We start from the raw sequence: 16,583 nt of genomic DNA on the forward strand, positions 1-16,583 counted from the left end.
AACAATTTTATTGACAATTAATTAAATTTAATTACGGAATATGTCCAATATCAAATTCTGGAATATTAAAATCAATTGTTAATTCTTTATCAATAATTAATGTTGTTGTTTTAACTGTTCCTTTTTGTCTTTTAGTACCAGTAAATTCATCTCATGTTGAACCTCATAATACACGAACAGTTGCTCTATATATTGCCATTGCTACACCACTAATATTTGCTATTTGGTCAGCAGTAACAGTATTTCTCATAAATAAAGTACTTAATTCAGCAGTTAATTCACCACGAACTTGTGCTTCAAGTACACTTAAAACAGCATTTTCAGTAGGAGAATTACCACCAATAATAAATGCTTTAGGTATTTGTGGAATTGCCATATTATCCTCTTTCTATTTAATAGATTGAAGTGCATTTCCTCTTGCTAAATTTACAAGTTTTTCTAATTCTTTAGGGTCAGTAATACCTGTAGTTTTTGCTTTTTCATTTAATTTTCTTTCTAATTCTTCTGGATTAATACTATTTGTATGTAAATCTAAAAGAGTTTTAGGATTAAAATCATTTGAATTAAGTTTATTTTCTGATTTAATAGGTTCTGTTTTATCAATAAGAAATTCTTTATAATCTTCATTTATTTTATTAAATGCTTCTTGTTTAGATAAAGATTTATAATTATCAGTACTCATTAAATTTTTAATTAAATTTACTTTTTTTGTATCTTTAATATTAGAAAATAATTGTTGCTCTTCAAAACTATTAATTTTATTTTCATATTCTTTTATTTTTATTTCATATTCACTTAATTTAGTTAATTTAGGTTCAATATCTTTTTTACTTTCAGCATATACTACATTTCTATGTTGTTTTAGTAAATTTTTAACATCATCTAAACTATAATTCTCTTTTTCATCAAAAGTAAAATCACTCATACTTTTAATCTCCCTTGTTAATAAAATTTTAATAATTCACTTGGTTAATAGGTCACTTTTATATATGTTAATTTAACATATTCACTTTAATATATTGTATCATTTTTTCCCTTTAAAATAAAGAAAAAATCTATATATAATATAGACCTTTAATCATCATTTTCAATTTTTCTTGGTTCACAAATATTAATAATTATATTATTTTTAGTGGTATTATCTTGATAATTTTCTTGTAAATCATCAAATTCTTCTGGATGACATTTTCTTAAATATTCTCATTGATACTTTGGGTCTTGCATAGTACTTCTTAATAAATAATTAGCAATTTTTTGACATGCTTTATCATAATCTTTTAAAAATTTTTGTTGTCATTTTGTCTGGTAGCGTCGGCAATCAAATATATATTTTCTATCAATTCCTAATGCTAAATTTAAACCAGTTTTTGTCATTCTAGTTGGAACATTTTTATTATCTCTAAAATATTCATTTATTTTTTCTTTATAATTTCCTAATTCTTTTCTTTTTGCTGGCATATTAATCACCTTATTTTAAAACATATATATTTAATTATATCATTTTACAATTATCATATTTCCAAACTTTTTTTCTAAAATTACTATAATGAAAATCATAAATTAAGAAAGGAAATAATATTATGAATTTTCTTAATAATGAACTTAATTATGATGAACTTGATAATCAAATTAAAAATAATGGTTTAAATTATTTTACAAATCTATTAAAAGCATATGATGATTTTTGATATCAAAATATATATGATAAAACTAAATATAAATATGTTAAAACTGCAAAAAGAAATCCAAATACTCAATATGGTAAAATAAATAATTTTTATCGTAGAGGTTATTTAATATTAGAAACTAATAAATATTATTATCCTTTAGATAATTATATAAAAATTAAAAAAAGAAAAAGAACACTTACAAGTTTAGAACATACAATAATAAAAAATTCAGGTAATGGTAAAAGACAATCTGATGTACAAGATATAATAAAAAATACTAATTTTTCTAAAACATATATGACTAATGTAATGAAAAATGCAATAATTGAAGTTGAAAAAATAAAAGAGAAAAAAGTAGTATTACCAAATGAAAAATTATTTATAAATATGGATGATTGTTTTATTTCTTCATTATTTAATAACAAAAAACAAAAAAATCGTATTCGTACTATTAGTGCAAATAAGGGTAAAGATTTAGATAAATCAACTAAAAGTAGAAATGTTTTAAAAGATAAAAAAATTACTTATATGAAAACTAAAAATGGTCAAAGAATTAAAAGACAAGAATTAATTGATAAAATTTATGAATTTCTTGATTTACAATATATTTATAGTAAAAGTAGTTTAATATTTATTGGTGATGGTGCACCTTGAATTAAAACTACTGCTAAAAAAGAAAATATTCCTTATGTAATTGATAGACATCATGCATTTAAAGCACTTAAAAAAGGATTTATTATTAATAGAAAAGTAGATAATAAAAAATTAACTAATGCATATGAATTATTTGTTAATGGTGAATATTATAAATTATTAGATTTTTTAAAAGAAAATAATGTAAATGAAGAAGTATATAAATATTTTAAAAATAATAAAGATGGTGTTATAAATCAAAAAGAAAATTGAAATCAAGGAGTTTGTGCTGAAAGTGATGTATCACATTTAGTTAAATCTTTAAAAGGATATGGTGCTAAAATTTTTAATGATAAAGTTCTTGATAATATGCTTATTATTAATTCAGCAAGAATTAATAAATTAAATCTTTTACTTTAATATTTTAAAAAATTAATAAATCTAAACCTAAATAGTTAGGAATTTTTAGTTTAGATAATTGTAAAATAATAACTTAAAACACTTGATTATAAATATAAAAAGGTATATAATGTAACCAACAATTAATAATTTAAAGTTGTCTTTTATTTAAAGAAAATTAAATTATAACTATTAACTTTACTCACCCAAATTTCTATTAATAATGAAAACAGAGAAATAAAAAAAATTGTTAAAACTAATAGTAATAAAACTTTTGACTATGCTATTTTAAACCAAGATTATACTAAAAATAAACCCACTATATATAATGTTAAATGAAATGATAGTGATGGTAGTACCGTTTTAAGACAAGAAACACTTACTATTAATAGTTCTATGCCAGACATTCAATTTATTAATGAAAAAGAAGATAAATCTTCATTAATTCATCAATATTTTATTAATGAAGAAAAAAATAATAATTTACAAATGATTGCTTTTAGTCAAATTAAATCAGAAGCTGTTATTACTGCTAATGTTAGTGAAGATAAATGAATATATCAGCGTGTTGATGATAATCTTGTTCCACAAGAAGAAAAGGTAACACCTATTTCAAATCAACCATTAAAAACATATCAATCTGAAGATCATACTATTTATTTATTACAAAGAATAGTAAATGATAAAGTTGATAGTTCTTCAAGACAATATTTAAATATTTATAATATTAATCCTTTATCAACTAAGTTTTCTGGTTTTACTAATTTTGCTAATAGTCAATCTGGTATTGATTTTAATCAGTATTTACAAGAAACCACTAATATAGATTGTGCAATTGATGTACTAAATCCAGGTCAATTACGTTATTGATTATTGTTTTATGAGCACGATTTAATTACTCATTTATATGCTAATGTTAAACATGATGAAAAAAATAAAAATAACCCTTTTGCCTTACCAGAAATAAAACCAAAAACAACAACTTTAATTAATAATTGAAATATTATAATTATTGGTAGTACTTTTTTATTAGTTATTATTGCTATTCCAGTAGTTATAGCAATATTAAGAAGAAAGAAAATTAAAAAGTAAGCAGTTTGGGGTAACTCTAGTCATTATAGATATAGTTTACTAAATTTGGGAGCATACCGAAGATGTCAATAATATTCAAATTTGTCTTAAAATTATAAAGTTAGACGAAAATAATTTTGACTTCAATATGCAATTGTATGTTAATATTAACACTTGTAAAATATTAGTCAACAATAATACTTACTTTTATAATTCAAAAATCCTTATTAATAGTTACTTTAATAAGTTTTATTTTATTTTTAGTTATTTTTAAATTTAAGTTTTTATTTTATAATAACTGGATGGCGGTATTTATTTGATAGCATTTAAAATTAACCATTTTTGTATACATATCAATATTATAGGTTCTATCACCAATCATATGCTTTAAAATTTGTTTAATATTAGTTTCAGTAAAGCAACCAATATTTTCAACTAATGCTTGGTTTAATACGCCATCTTTTGCATTAATAAAATAACCAACTTTTAATTTTTTATATTGCAAAGTTAGTAATTGTAAAAAATCAATTAATTCATAATATTGACCTTTGGAAAATAAATTTATTGCATTTTGATAGTGTAATTTAGCAATTTTATTTTTTCTTCTTCCGGCCATTATACCAAGAAATAAAACATGAAAAGCATGGAATTTATCTAAAATAAATTTAGCATTTAAAATTGTAGCAGTTTTTCTAATTCATTTTGCACTATCTCCACAAACTACTAAATTTGCTTGGTCAAAATTTTCAAAATATAAATTACCATATGTTTGAATTAATTTAGCTGTTTTTTCTGCACCAATTTCTGTTTTTGATACTCTTATTTTACATACAGCTCTTTTATTAATTAATTTTCCATTTTTCTTTTTACCAGTACAAAATACTATTAATCTCATAGAACATTTTTTACAATTTTTAGTATTGTGTTTTTCATTAAACTTAAATTTTCTATGTCCCTCATCAATATTTATGTATAGAGTTTGATTTAGTTGCAATGGTATTTTAGGAATATTAGCTTTTGGTAATTCAAACTTTTTATATGTTCTACAAACTGTACTAGTACCTATTAAATCTTCAATAAAAGTATCACAAACATCACGATACTTTTTTCCATCAGCAAAAAATTTTAAAATTTGTTTAATAACATTAGGTGCAAGTTTACTATATTTTTTAACACCAAGATAATTATCTAATAAAGATACGTATTCAGTTTTTTGTTTTTCTATGTTATAATGTGTACAAATACGTCGTTTATAATTTAATAAACCTTTTTTTGTTTTTAATTTTCTTTTTCTAAATCTATATGATTTATATGCAGATTTATCACATGTACTTCATAAATAATCATCTATTTTTGCAAATAATTCTTCTGTTTGTTGTAAATTTAATTCATCTTGATTAAAATAGTGTTTGTCTCAATCAAAATGATTAGGAAATGGTAATTTTATCATTTTTAATTTTCCTTTCTTTTAAATAATTTAATTTTAACTTATATGTGTTAATAAGGAGTAAATATGGATTTTATCACTAGTTATGCACAATTAAATAAAAAATATAATCTTAATTTTAGTGATAATAATTATGGTTTTAGTTGAGATATTTTTAAACAATTTGTTGGTGATGAATGAGCAGAATATTTTACTACTAATTGTTTTTATCGTTTTATTCCAACTGCACGGGGAACAAGAAAAACTTGAAATTGTTTAGCATTTGATTTATTTATATGCTGTAATTTTAGCGATAGCAGTGTTCAAGAAGTAAGAAGATACGAAAATACCCATAGTGAAACTACAATTGGTGCTTTAATGAATGTTTGTCAAGTCTTACTAGAAAAATATGATATTAATTTATTACCTAATAATTCATATGGTATTAAGTGAAAAATTACTAAGGATGGTGGTAGTATTATTTTTCCTAATAATCAACAAATTGATTTTATTGGTTATGCTAATGGTAATAAGATTTTTGGAAAAGAAGCAGGTGGGTCAAGTTTTTTAGGTTCACGTACTGATGAAATAATTATGGCAGAAGAAAAAGAAACATTAACAGAAAAGCAATTAACATATCGATATGAATGATTACAAAATTCTATGTTTAGAAGTAATCGTATTAAAGTTTCAAATGAACCAATTAAAGAGTGAAGTTGAACATTTATTGATAAAAATATATATAGTAGTACCTTTGGAAAATCAATTACTCGCTATTTTTACAAAAGTTTTTTTATTACTTTTACATGCAATCCTTATGATAAATACCACCCATTTTATTTAAAGTATTGCACGCCATTTTTACCTTTAAATGATAAGGTCATGGAAAATCTTAAAAAAGTTGGTAAAATTTATTATGAAAATAAAGATATATTTAGTGGTTTAGGCTTATTTATTTTAAGATTTACTATTAAACCGTTTTGAGATAAATTACCTGAAATTCAACAAAAAACATTATTAGAAATGGAAAAAAGTAATCCTGATGAATTTAATACTGTTTATTATGGTTTTGAATTTTTAGATAGTGATGCAACAATTTTCCCATTTCAAAAAACAGTAAAATATTGACAATTATATGACTTAAAACAATTTTATAATCAAGAAAAAGATATGTATAAATTTGATTTTTATAGTGTTGGTATTGATTGAGCAACTGGTCCAAAAGACCATACTGTATTTATGATAGTTGGTTTTAAAGAATATAATAATACTGGATATTATGACCCTTATGTTATTTGTGAATTAGTAGTTACTCCAAATGATTTTATTAATGAAAATGAAAAAATTAATGCTTATGTAAATGAAATTTTAGGATTAATGGATAATTTTGAAAATTTTGACCAAGCAATTTATTTTTATGATGATAAAGCAAGAACAGCCATTGATTGATTAAATCAAAAATTAATAGATGAACATAATACTATTTTAATAACACAAACTGCTATTAAACATGCTTCAAATCTAAATCAAGAAGCAGGATTAACTAATAGAGTAGTTTGAATGAGAAATATTATGAGTTATGGAAACTTTTATGCTAATAAAGATGATTTACCAAAAACTACTCAATGTTTAGAAGAATTACGTTATGACCAAACCAAAACTAACATTCCTGACAAAAATATGTATCAAGACCCATATGATGCATTGTTTTATGCACTATATCCATATAAAAATATAATTAGGGGTAAAAATAATGCTACTGTGAAAAAAAGCATCTTCACATTTGCCATATAATAAACAAGTACAATATAATTAATAGTTATGGTTTCACAAAATAAACGCCTTGAATTTAGGCGTTATTTTTCGTTTAAAAGCATACTTGTAAAAATAATGAAAAATAGTACAATTTTAAAGTAAAATTAAGACATAAAGAGTAATTTAATATGAGTCAATTTGAAAAACATAAAATAGAACAATCTATTAAAGATTTTAAGAAAAATATAGAAAATGCTCATACAGAAATATCTTTTTTAGAAAAGAAAAAAAATCAAGAATTTAATAATATATCTTTAAAAGACACATCTTTTGATTTTACTGATTGAAATAAAAAAATAAATTCTAAAATTAAATACCACGAATCTGTAATAGATTATTTTAATGAAAAAATATATCAAAGTAATGAATTATTATTAATATTAAATACTAAAAAAGCACCAGTTTTTTCAAAAAAAATCATAAATAGTATTGATAATAAAATAGAAAAATCTAAACCAATTAATATTGCAAAAGGTAAAAGAATAAAACCATAAATATTCTTGTAGGAAGGACAATAAAATGAAAACATGAATAAAAACAAATTTAAACAAAATAACATTAGCATTAGCATTAACTGGTGCTATAAGTGGAGTAACTGGTTTAATAATTGGCTCAGTAGCACAAAACAAAACTAATAACATAAGTTATTTTTTAAATCCTAATTATACAGTGACTTGGGGGGCTATTATATGGTCAGAAAAAATAAGTGGTAAACAAAAAATACATTTGTATTTTGATACAATAAAACAAAATCCTGATGATATAATATGAGATGGAAAATATCCAGAAGGATACTTTAATCATTAAGTTTCAATATTTATATAAGAAATATTTTCGTTATATTTATCAAATAAATTAATATTAGTTAAATTGATTTCTCGTTTATCTGTTATTAGAATTAAATCATAGTTACCAGCGCCAAATATGCCACTAATTTCAATCCGATTAATAATTTAAATCGGATTGAAATTTGTAATTCAAAATTACTATTATTATCAACTTGTGAAATTTCTTTATAAAATTCTAATCTAGAAAATAATTGAAATTTGTTTGAACCATATAAATTTAAAGCATTTTCAATTTTATTTTTATCAATAATTGCTCTTGTAAAATATTTTCCATATTCGCCATTTCCTAATGTTCAGTCAGCCGGAATTAATGATGGGATATTATTGCTTTCTAATTCGTTTGTAATAGATAATCAATTAAATTGATTATCATCAAATTTGAATAATTGATTTTGACTAATATCATTATTTTTTAATTTATATTTATTAATATCTGTAAATTCAAAATAGACAGATTTTAATACTACTTTTGCATCTTTAAATTCTCAAACTTTTTCAGGTGTAGAATGTATGGAATTTGATTTTAATTCAAAATAATATGGTAATAATAATTTATAATCATCATTTAAACCATTATTAATTGACATTGTTGAATAAATATTTTTTGATAACATAATTACTATTTGTTTAAATATTTGAATTTGTGGTAAATTAATGTAATTTGGATAATCTAGTTCTCATTGCTTAAATAAATTAGTAATAACATCACTTGGTTTTTGATTTTCAAATTTAGCACGTAATTTTGCAATATCTTGTGACAAATTAGTAGGGTCAAAACCATCAAAATTTCTATTATAAGTATATGTGTAAGTTAGCATATCTAATAATACTTTTTGTAAACTATCAATTGGTGGTTTATCATTTACTTCAATTTCAATTGAATTAAAGTTCTGTGATAATTCAATAGCAATAACTCTACTTGGATATGGTGGGTTTGGTTCTTGATGACTATATAAGAAATATTGTTCGTTCTTTTTCATTTCAAAATCTGGTAATTTTTTCGGTACTGGTTTTCCACCATCATATTTACCAATTTTTGCATATGTTATTTTTGCATTATTAATAATTTCTTTTCTTGTTTCAGTTCCACCACCGATAGCAATTAAATCTAATACTGATTTTTCTTGTCCAATAAATTGTTTTGCTAAATTTCAAGGTAATATTTGTTCACTAAATCATTGTTCTAGTATTCTAACTTTTGGTTGAGTTTCAATAGGCATTGATAATAGCGGAAATTCTATCTTATCTTTAACAAATAACTTTGGGTATACTTCCATATTATCAACTTCACCAAGTACCTTTATATTGCCAAAAATCATGCTTCTAGGGGCTTTAATTTTTAAACCAATTACTTTGGTATCTTTATCTAATGGTTTTTGTAATTTAATAATAATTGGATAACCATCTCTTGTTTTAAAATCTTTAATTTTAATAATAGTTATACTTTTAGTACTTCTTGTTTTAGGGTTTTGATAAGGTTGTGAGTAGTTATTAATGATATATAAATTATCAATATTATTTTCAGTTAGTGGCTCATTAATAGATACAGCATATAACTTAAATTGATTTAATAAATTTATTTCTTGAAAAATTAAGTTTTTAATATCAGTCATAGTATATTCAATAGTATTATCATTAATATTTGTGCTAGCTCTTTGATTTAATTGCATAGTAAAGTCTGATGTTTCAACAGCAGTAGTTTTTAATGCTTTATCAATATCAATAAAACCTATTTTAATAGTATTTGCTGAAAATTTTAAACTATTATTTTCATTATTTTTAAATAAACGTTCAATTTCATAAATATAAATTGTTCTTTGGATGGGTTACAATTTATTGGACACTAATTACGTAGACAAGTAAACAAATTTGTTAAAAGAAAGGAACTATAATTATGGCCAATATTAACTCATATACCGATGAATTTAAAAAACAAATAGTAGCTTTATATCAAAGTGGCAAATCAGTATCTTGCCTTGCTAAAGAATATAATGTTACAAGAGCAGCTACTTACAATTGAATTAAGCAATTTAGTAATTCAGGAAGTTTTAAAACTAAAGATAATCGTTCTTTTGAAGAAAATGAATTAATTAAATTAAGAAAAGAATTAAAGCAATTACGAATGGAAAATGATATTTTAAAGCAAGCAGCACTAATAATAGGCAGAAAATAGAAATTATTGTCAAAAATAAAACTAAATATAAAATTCGCACAATGTGTCGTTTTTTAAAAATATCTAAATCAACATATTATTTTAATTTAAAGAAAAAAGAAAATAAAATCAAAAATAATATTTATGATGAAGCTGTTATTAGTGCTTTTAAAGAAAATAAAGAAGTTTATGGTACTAGAAGATTAAAAAAAATTCTAGAAAACCAAGAAATTTATTTATCGGGCAGAAAAATTAAAAAAATTATGAATGAACATAATTTAATATCAAAATATACTAAATTATCATTCAAAAATCATAATAACAAAGTTAACGATAGTCAAATAACTAATCTTGTTAATAGAAAATTTAAGAATAGGATTAAAAATGAAGTTATTGTTAGTGATTTAACTTATGTACAAGTTAATGGTAGGTGAAACTATATTTGCCTATTAATAGACCTATTTAACCGCGAAATTATCAGACATAGTGTTGGAGTTAAAAAAGATGCATCATTAGTACATCAAGCATTTATGCAATCAAATCGCTGTTTAAAAGATATTCAAATATTTCATAGTGATCGCGGTAATGAATTTAACAATAAAATTATTGATAAACGAGGCTTTTATGTAATCTGTGTATCTTTGTTTTACAAAGTACTAGTTTAGATTAATTCTATCTTCAAATTTTATCATAAAATGAGCAATTGCTGTATTTCAATTTTGAATGGGCATTGTTCATTTTATTGTTATATTTTCAATTGCTAAATAAAATATTTTAAAAACTGCCATATCATTAGGAAAAACTTTTTTATTTCTGATAACTTTTCGTAATTGACTATTTACAGATTCAATAGCATTTGTTGTATAAATCACTCTTTTGATTTCTGTAGGATAACTAATAAAAACCATTAAATTATCTCAATTTTTATATCAAGATTTAGCAATTTGAGGATATTGTTTATTTCACTTATTTTCAAAGGATTCTAAAGCCTGCATTGCTTGTTCTTCACTACATGCAGTATAAATTGGTTTTAAATCTGCAACTAGAAATTTTCTATGCTTATATGAGACATATTTCAAACTATTTCTAATTTGATGAACTATGCATAATTGATGTTCTGTTTTAAGATAAACTGATTGTATTGCTTCTGACATGCCTGTTAAATTATCACTGCAGGCAATAAGAATATCATTTAAGCCACGATTTTTCATTTCTGTTAAATTTGCTAATCAAAATTTAGCACCTTCATTTTCACTAATTCATAAACCTAAAACATCTTTTTTACCTTCTAAATCAACTCCTAAAGCTATATAAACTGATTTATTAATAATCCTTTTATCTTGTCGTACTTTCACTACTATGCAATCAAAATAAACAATCGGATAGACACTTTCTAATGGTCGATTTTGCCATGCTTTTACATCATCAATAACATCATCAGTAATTTGACTAATAACACTTTCACTAATATCAGCACCATGATATAACTCTTGTAATTGCATTCTAATATCTGATAATGTCATACCTTTTGCATATAAAGAAAGAACTTGTTGATCAAAACCATCAAATCTTCTTTGTCTTTTTGCAACTATTATAGGATTAAAATTACTATTGCGATCTCGTGGTACATCAATCTCAATTTTACCTTGTTGAGTTATTATTTTTTTTGAACTTATACCATTACCAGCATTGTCACTATTACTATGTTGATTCTTTTCATATCCCAAATAATTTTGCATCTCAGAATTCAACATTTTTTCTACTAATCTTTTTGTTAATTCTTTATACAATCCTCCCTCTTTAAAAACTGTTGTTAAATCTTCAGTATTTTCTAATAATAAATCTACTCCTTTTGATATTGGATCATTATTATTAATATTTTGCTTTTTAGCCATCTGTAACTCACTCTTTCTAGTCATTTAATTATATTTACTAGAATTAATTAAACATAGTTATTTTTGTAAGTTACACAGATTACTAAACATTACCGCAATAAATTCTATTTTTATTTATAGACTTCTTGCAAAACCTATCTATTAAAAATTTAATTTTTAAAATAAAATTAAAAATAAAAAAGATAGGTAATCTATGATGTTTGATAAATTAAAAACTATTAACAATCCAGAATTATTAAGATTAACTGGTATAAATGATATTATTTTTAATAAAATTCTAGAAATTTTAAAGACAGAAGAAGTAAAAAAGTTTAAAAATGGTGGTACACCTAATAAATTATCATTAGAAAATCGTTTATTAATGACTTTAGAATATTGAAGAGAGTATCGAACTTATTTTCATATTGCTAAAAGTTATGGAATTAGTGAAAGTAGTTGCTATAGGAATATCAAGTGAATAGAAAATACTTTAATAAAACATCCTGATTTTCAACAACTTGATGGGCAAAAATCACTGTTAAATAATAATTTTAAAGATAAAACAGTTATCATTGATGTGACTGAAAGTACTATTCAACGCCCAAAAAAAGTCAAAAACAATATTATTCAGGAAAAAAGAAAAAACATACAATAAAAACTCAAGTCATAATTGAAAAAGATAGTAAAAAAATTATAAGTTCTTATTTTTCTTATGGTAAAAATCATGATTTTAAAATTTTAAAAAATTCAAAAACGAAATTTTTATCAGAAACAACTATTTTAGTAGATTTAGGATATCAAGGTATACAAAACATACATAAAAATGTCTTATTACCTAAACGAAAATCAAAGAAAAACCCTTTAACTAAAGAAGAAAAGAAAAATAATAAGGCTATTTCAAAAATGAGAGTTGTTATTGAACATGTTTTTGCGATTCTTAAAAAATTTAAAATTATTAGTGAAAAATATCGAAATAGAAGAAAAAAATTTGCATTAAGATTTAATTTAATAGGTTCAATTTATAATTTACAATTATTAATTTAAATATATTTGATAATTTAATATTTTATTTTTTTATTTGAAATAATAATTTTTGTTGTATTTTAATGACAAAAAATAAAACATATTTTGAACAATAATTTTTAAAAAATATTAAAAGTGTTATTAAAATAAATTTTTAAAATTAAAAAATGTGATTAATATCATAGTTTTGCAAGAAGTCTATTAATAATTTAAAATATTCTTACTTATAATATCAACTATCTGTTTAGCAACTTCCACTTTTGAACCAATCAAATTATAATTATTATTTTTAAAATAAAAATTAATTTCTGTTTCATTTTTACCCATAACACTAATATTATTAATACAAATACCATCACAATTTTTAATTTTCATTTTTTCGATACCAAGATTTTTATCATTAAATTCTTGAGCAGCAAAACCAATTAAAACTTGTTGTGTTTTCTGCTTACCTAAAAATGCCAATACATCAATATTAGCAATCAGTGATAAAGATAAATTTTCATTTTTATTTTTAATTATTTTATTAGGAATATATTTACTTACTTTATAATCATTTAAAGCAGCACCACATATTACAATATCAGCATTATCAAAGTTTTCTTTCATTGCTAAGAACATTTTTTCATTAGTATTTGCTTCAATAATAGTTAGGTTTTTTTGTGATTTAATTTCAAAATCACAATCACCTGCAACTAATACTACTTTAGCCTTAGTTTTAAGAAAAGCATCTACTAATGCTTTACCCATTTTTCCTGAAGAATTATTAGTAATATAACGAATTGGATCAATATAAGTTCTAGTACGACCAATATTAATTAAAATTTTTTTATTAGATAAATCAATACTTTTTTTAAAAAAATCTTTAATTATTGTTAATGCATTATTTGGACTTTTAACCCGTCCATCACCAATCATCTTACAGGCTAACATTCCTGAATCTGGAGGAATAATAGTAATATTTTCAAAATTAGATAATTCTAATAAATTTTTTTGAAAACTTTGATTGTGATACATATTATGATTCATTGCTGGAAATAATATCTTTTCTGCTTTGGAAGCTAAAAATACTGATAATGCTAAACTATCAGCAATTGCTAAATTTGCTTTACTAGTAAAACTCATAGTAGCAGGATAAACAACAATTAAATTTGTTTTAATTGCTAAATTAGTGTGAGTAATTAAATCTCCTTTAACATACGATTCTTGTTCAAACATTTCAGAATAATAAGAAAATGTTTTATCTTCTAGAAAATGTAAAGAACTTTTAGTACAAATAATATCAACTAAAAATTCTTTTTTTAATTGTTTTAATAAAATTAAGGCTTTGTTTGCTGCAATACTACCAGTAATTATTAAAGTAATATGTTTCATTATTTTCTCCTATCATATCATTAAACATAAAATAAACAAACAAAACCTATCTTTAAAATATGATAGCATTGAAAATAGGTTTTTATTATTAAAAATTTATTTTTACTTTTTATCAAGTATAACTGAAACTCGTGTTTTATTTTTTTTAAAAATAGTATACTTAACAATTCCTGATTTTAAAGCAAATAAGGTATCATCACCACCACGCCCTACATTTTCACCAGGGTGAATTTTAGTTCCACGTTGACGATAAATAATTGTTCCCTCTTTTAAACTTTGTCCATCACCAATTTTAGCACCTAAACGTTTAGAATGTGAATCACGACCATTACGAGTTGAACCTACTCCTTTTTTTGAAGCAAATAATTGTAAATTTAATTTATAAAACATAATTACACCTCCTTTATGTTAATATATTTTGGATATTGTTCTTTAATAGTTTTTAATTGTCAAAGCATTGTTTTTAAAATGATTTGACTATTATTAGTGAAACTAGCAACTTTAAGTTTAACTAATCCAGCAGTATTATTAATTACTTGAACTTGATCATTATCAAGTTCATGAAGTGCATTTAATGTACCAATAACAATGGCTGAAATCCCTGCACAAACAATATCATTTCCAATTTTTGAAAAATTAGCATGACCAGTAATTATAACTTCTACAATGTTACTATTTTGGTAATTATAAGTAACTTTAACCATAATTTGATATTACCTTAAATTATTTTTTATTATTTTCATCATCATCTTTAACAGTCATATTTTTATGATCAAAAATAGTTTTTAAATTACCTTCACTAACAACAGTTTTAGTGTTATCTGGTTCTGTAATATTATCCTTAACAACTGATTTAGTTTTAACAACTTTTTCTTTTGTAAGTTCTTTTTTTACTTTACTAACTACTGATTTTGGCTCTTAAATAATAGGAGTTACTACTTTAGAAATTACTTCTTTTTTTACTTCATCTTTAATTACTGGTTTTGATTGTTCTGCCTTCTTATCAACAAGACTTTTACCAGCAAGTAAAATATCAGTAATTAATACCTTTGTATATGGCTGACGGTGTCCATACATTGTTTTTGAATTTTTCTTAGGTTTATATTTAAACACTCGAATCTTTTTTGATTTATCTTGTTTAATAATCTCACCATGAACTTCAGCACCTTTTAGGAAAGGTTTACCGAATTGTTGATCAATCATCAATATTTTGTCAAAAATAATCTTATCTTTAGCTTTGCCAACAAGTTTTTCAACAAAAATTTCTTGACCATAGGAAACATTAATTTGTTTTCCTCCTGTTTGAATAACTACAAACATTTTTCTTATTACCTCCAGTTTAGACTCGCCTTATAGGTGGAATAAATCACTTGTTAACCTAAAGTAGAGCGGTTGAAACTTCATAAACAGTCTTAAATATTATAAAGTATTTTTTATTAAAAGCAATACAAAATTTAGTAATTATACACATAATTTAAATATAAAAATTACTAAAAAAAGAAAAATAAAAAAATATATCTTTAATACTTAATATTTAATATAACTATAATTATATCTACACTAAATTATGTAATTAATATTTTTTTATAATTATTATTAAAATTATGATATTATTTTTCTAAACTTAATATAAGTTTTTAACTCATTACTTGTTAAAAAGTAAATGAGTTTTTTATTTTTAGAAAGGAAGATTAAAAGAAATCGCTAAAGATAAAAATATCGTTAATGAAACAATTGATTATTTACCATTGATTGGTGCTGGATTAGGAGCAATTGATGGTCTTTCATGAACAAATCCACTACCTGTTACCGACATTGCAATTGGTGCTGTAGCCGGAGGAATAACAGGTTATCAAATTAAAAAATCCATAAAACATAAAGATAAAAATAAAACCAAAGTTGGAACATCATTAATTTGTGGTGCTGGTGCTGGTGTATTAAATGCAATATTAAATCCAGAAGCATCATTAATGAATACATTAGAAGCAACTGCTGGTGGTATTATAATTGCTAAAGGTGGCAAATATATTGTTGATAAAGGTAGTAATTATGTAAAATCTAGACCAGAATATCAAATATTGAAACAAGGATATAAAATCAAGAAAAAAGTAAATAAGATTCAAGATTTTTCTTCAATAAAAAAAGAAGCAAATTCACTAAATTCACAAAAAAAATCTTCAACAAATCAATATAAATTAAAACTAATGTAAACTAATCAATAGTAAATTAAAACATTAAAAAATTATTTAGGAATGAAAATATAATTGATATTCAATTTAACTCATTCCTTTTTAAGTA

General features: G+C 22.8%; 18 protein-coding genes, 1 pseudogene and 1 other annotated feature. Of the genes and pseudogenes, 9 read left to right on the top strand and 10 right to left on the bottom strand.

Annotation, left to right across the window (positions count from 1 at the left end):
* Positions 1 to 31: 31 nt before the first annotated feature.
* The 3 genes from AACL24_RS09715 to AACL24_RS09725 all read right to left on the bottom strand — a co-directional run bounded on the left by AACL24_RS09715 (position 32) and on the right by AACL24_RS09725 (position 1,458).
* Positions 32 to 376: a hypothetical protein gene (locus AACL24_RS09715; RefSeq protein WP_339046489.1), complete on the bottom strand. Its 345-nt coding sequence runs from the start codon at positions 374 to 376 to the stop codon at positions 32 to 34.
* A 12-nt stretch (positions 377 to 388) separates the two neighbouring features.
* Complete coding sequence (locus tag AACL24_RS09720) at positions 389 to 925, bottom strand: hypothetical protein (protein ID WP_339046491.1); 537 nt, start codon at positions 923 to 925, stop codon at positions 389 to 391.
* Positions 926 to 1,074: 149 nt separating this feature from the next.
* Positions 1,075 to 1,458, bottom strand: coding sequence for a hypothetical protein (locus AACL24_RS09725; RefSeq protein ID WP_339046493.1), 384 nt, complete (start codon positions 1,456 to 1,458; stop codon positions 1,075 to 1,077).
* A 122-nt stretch (positions 1,459 to 1,580) separates the two neighbouring features.
* Between AACL24_RS09725 and AACL24_RS09730 the strand changes: the two genes are divergently transcribed.
* Positions 1,581 to 2,723, top strand: a complete 1,143-nt coding sequence (locus AACL24_RS09730) for an Mbov_0401 family ICE element transposase-like protein (RefSeq protein ID WP_339046495.1) — start codon at positions 1,581 to 1,583, stop codon at positions 2,721 to 2,723.
* Between the two features lie 375 nt (positions 2,724 to 3,098).
* Positions 3,099 to 3,794 carry a hypothetical protein gene (locus tag AACL24_RS09735; RefSeq protein WP_339046497.1) on the top strand — a complete coding sequence of 232 codons (696 nt, stop codon included), beginning with the start codon at positions 3,099 to 3,101 and terminating at the stop codon, positions 3,792 to 3,794.
* Positions 3,795 to 4,062: 268 nt separating this feature from the next.
* On the opposite strand, the gene AACL24_RS09740 is transcribed toward AACL24_RS09735, so the two are convergent.
* Positions 4,063 to 5,223, bottom strand: a complete 1,161-nt coding sequence (locus tag AACL24_RS09740) for an Mbov_0401 family ICE element transposase-like protein (RefSeq protein WP_339046499.1) — start codon at positions 5,221 to 5,223, stop codon at positions 4,063 to 4,065.
* Between the two features lie 63 nt (positions 5,224 to 5,286).
* Here AACL24_RS09740 and AACL24_RS09745 point away from each other — a divergent pair, with 63 nt between their 5' ends.
* From AACL24_RS09745 to AACL24_RS09755, 3 genes are all read left to right on the top strand, one after another.
* A complete protein-coding gene (locus AACL24_RS09745; protein WP_339046501.1) occupies positions 5,287 to 6,993 on the top strand; it encodes a hypothetical protein in 1,707 nt (568 codons plus the stop codon).
* Between the two features lie 149 nt (positions 6,994 to 7,142).
* Positions 7,143 to 7,508, top strand: coding sequence for a hypothetical protein (locus AACL24_RS09750; RefSeq protein WP_339046503.1), 366 nt, complete (start codon positions 7,143 to 7,145; stop codon positions 7,506 to 7,508).
* 25 nt (positions 7,509 to 7,533) lie between these two features.
* On the top strand, positions 7,534 to 7,821 hold the full coding sequence (locus AACL24_RS09755; RefSeq protein ID WP_339046505.1) for a hypothetical protein: 288 nt from the start codon (positions 7,534 to 7,536) through the stop codon (positions 7,819 to 7,821).
* Positions 7,822 to 7,912: 91 nt separating this feature from the next.
* Here AACL24_RS09755 and AACL24_RS09760 read toward each other — a convergent pair whose 3' ends face one another.
* The gene (locus tag AACL24_RS09760) at positions 7,913 to 9,532 is read right to left on the bottom strand and encodes a hypothetical protein (protein WP_339046507.1); all 1,620 of its coding nucleotides are present in this window, start codon (positions 9,530 to 9,532) and stop codon (positions 7,913 to 7,915) included.
* A 224-nt stretch (positions 9,533 to 9,756) separates the two neighbouring features.
* Between AACL24_RS09760 and AACL24_RS09765 the strand changes: the two genes are divergently transcribed.
* Positions 9,757 to 10,035 (top strand): transposase, encoded by a 279-nt coding sequence (locus tag AACL24_RS09765; RefSeq protein WP_338987908.1) that lies wholly within the window; start codon positions 9,757 to 9,759, stop codon positions 10,033 to 10,035.
* Positions 10,036 to 10,076: 41 nt separating this feature from the next.
* The gene (locus AACL24_RS09770) at positions 10,077 to 10,679 is read left to right on the top strand and encodes a DDE-type integrase/transposase/recombinase (protein WP_339046509.1); all 603 of its coding nucleotides are present in this window, start codon (positions 10,077 to 10,079) and stop codon (positions 10,677 to 10,679) included.
* On the opposite strand, the gene AACL24_RS09775 is transcribed toward AACL24_RS09770, so the two are convergent.
* Complete coding sequence (locus AACL24_RS09775) at positions 10,671 to 11,909, bottom strand: IS256 family transposase (RefSeq protein WP_339049437.1); 1,239 nt, start codon at positions 11,907 to 11,909, stop codon at positions 10,671 to 10,673. The two genes, AACL24_RS09770 and AACL24_RS09775, sit on opposite strands and share 9 nt — an antisense overlap.
* A 193-nt stretch (positions 11,910 to 12,102) precedes the next feature.
* Here AACL24_RS09775 and AACL24_RS09780 point away from each other — a divergent pair.
* A protein-coding gene (locus AACL24_RS09780) for an IS5 family transposase (RefSeq protein ID WP_339046511.1) occupies positions 12,103 to 12,932 on the top strand; the annotation gives its coding sequence in 2 pieces (ribosomal slippage) (positions 12,103 to 12,499 and positions 12,499 to 12,932; 831 coding nt in all).
* 180 nt (positions 12,933 to 13,112) lie between these two features.
* On the opposite strand, the gene coaBC is transcribed toward AACL24_RS09780, so the two are convergent.
* The 4 genes and pseudogenes from coaBC to rplU form a co-directional block, all read right to left on the bottom strand.
* Positions 13,113 to 14,285 carry a bifunctional phosphopantothenoylcysteine decarboxylase/phosphopantothenate--cysteine ligase CoaBC gene (gene coaBC, locus AACL24_RS09785; RefSeq protein WP_339046513.1) on the bottom strand — a complete coding sequence of 391 codons (1,173 nt, stop codon included), beginning with the start codon at positions 14,283 to 14,285 and terminating at the stop codon, positions 13,113 to 13,115.
* A 102-nt stretch (positions 14,286 to 14,387) separates the two neighbouring features.
* A complete protein-coding gene (gene rpmA / locus AACL24_RS09790; protein ID WP_174481212.1) occupies positions 14,388 to 14,675 on the bottom strand; it encodes a 50S ribosomal protein L27 in 288 nt (95 codons plus the stop codon).
* Positions 14,676 to 14,677: 2 nt separating this feature from the next.
* Positions 14,678 to 14,989 carry a ribosomal-processing cysteine protease Prp gene (locus tag AACL24_RS09795; RefSeq protein WP_338987544.1) on the bottom strand — a complete coding sequence of 104 codons (312 nt, stop codon included), beginning with the start codon at positions 14,987 to 14,989 and terminating at the stop codon, positions 14,678 to 14,680.
* Between the two features lie 325 nt (positions 14,990 to 15,314).
* A pseudogene (rplU, locus tag AACL24_RS09800) lies at positions 15,315 to 15,605 on the bottom strand (50S ribosomal protein L21); the annotation flags it as partial.
* An 11-nt stretch (positions 15,606 to 15,616) separates the two neighbouring features.
* Positions 15,617 to 15,689, bottom strand: a sequence feature (ribosomal protein L21 leader region).
* Positions 15,690 to 16,033: 344 nt separating this feature from the next.
* Here rplU and AACL24_RS09805 point away from each other — a divergent pair.
* Positions 16,034 to 16,495 (top strand): hypothetical protein, encoded by a 462-nt coding sequence (locus tag AACL24_RS09805; protein ID WP_339046518.1) that lies wholly within the window; start codon positions 16,034 to 16,036, stop codon positions 16,493 to 16,495.
* The last annotated feature ends 88 nt before the right edge of the window (positions 16,496 to 16,583 follow it).

The organism is Spiroplasma endosymbiont of Colias croceus (genome assembly GCF_964020095.1).
Classification (GTDB): domain Bacteria; phylum Bacillota_I; class Bacilli_A; order Mycoplasmatales; family VBWQ01; genus Spiroplasma_E.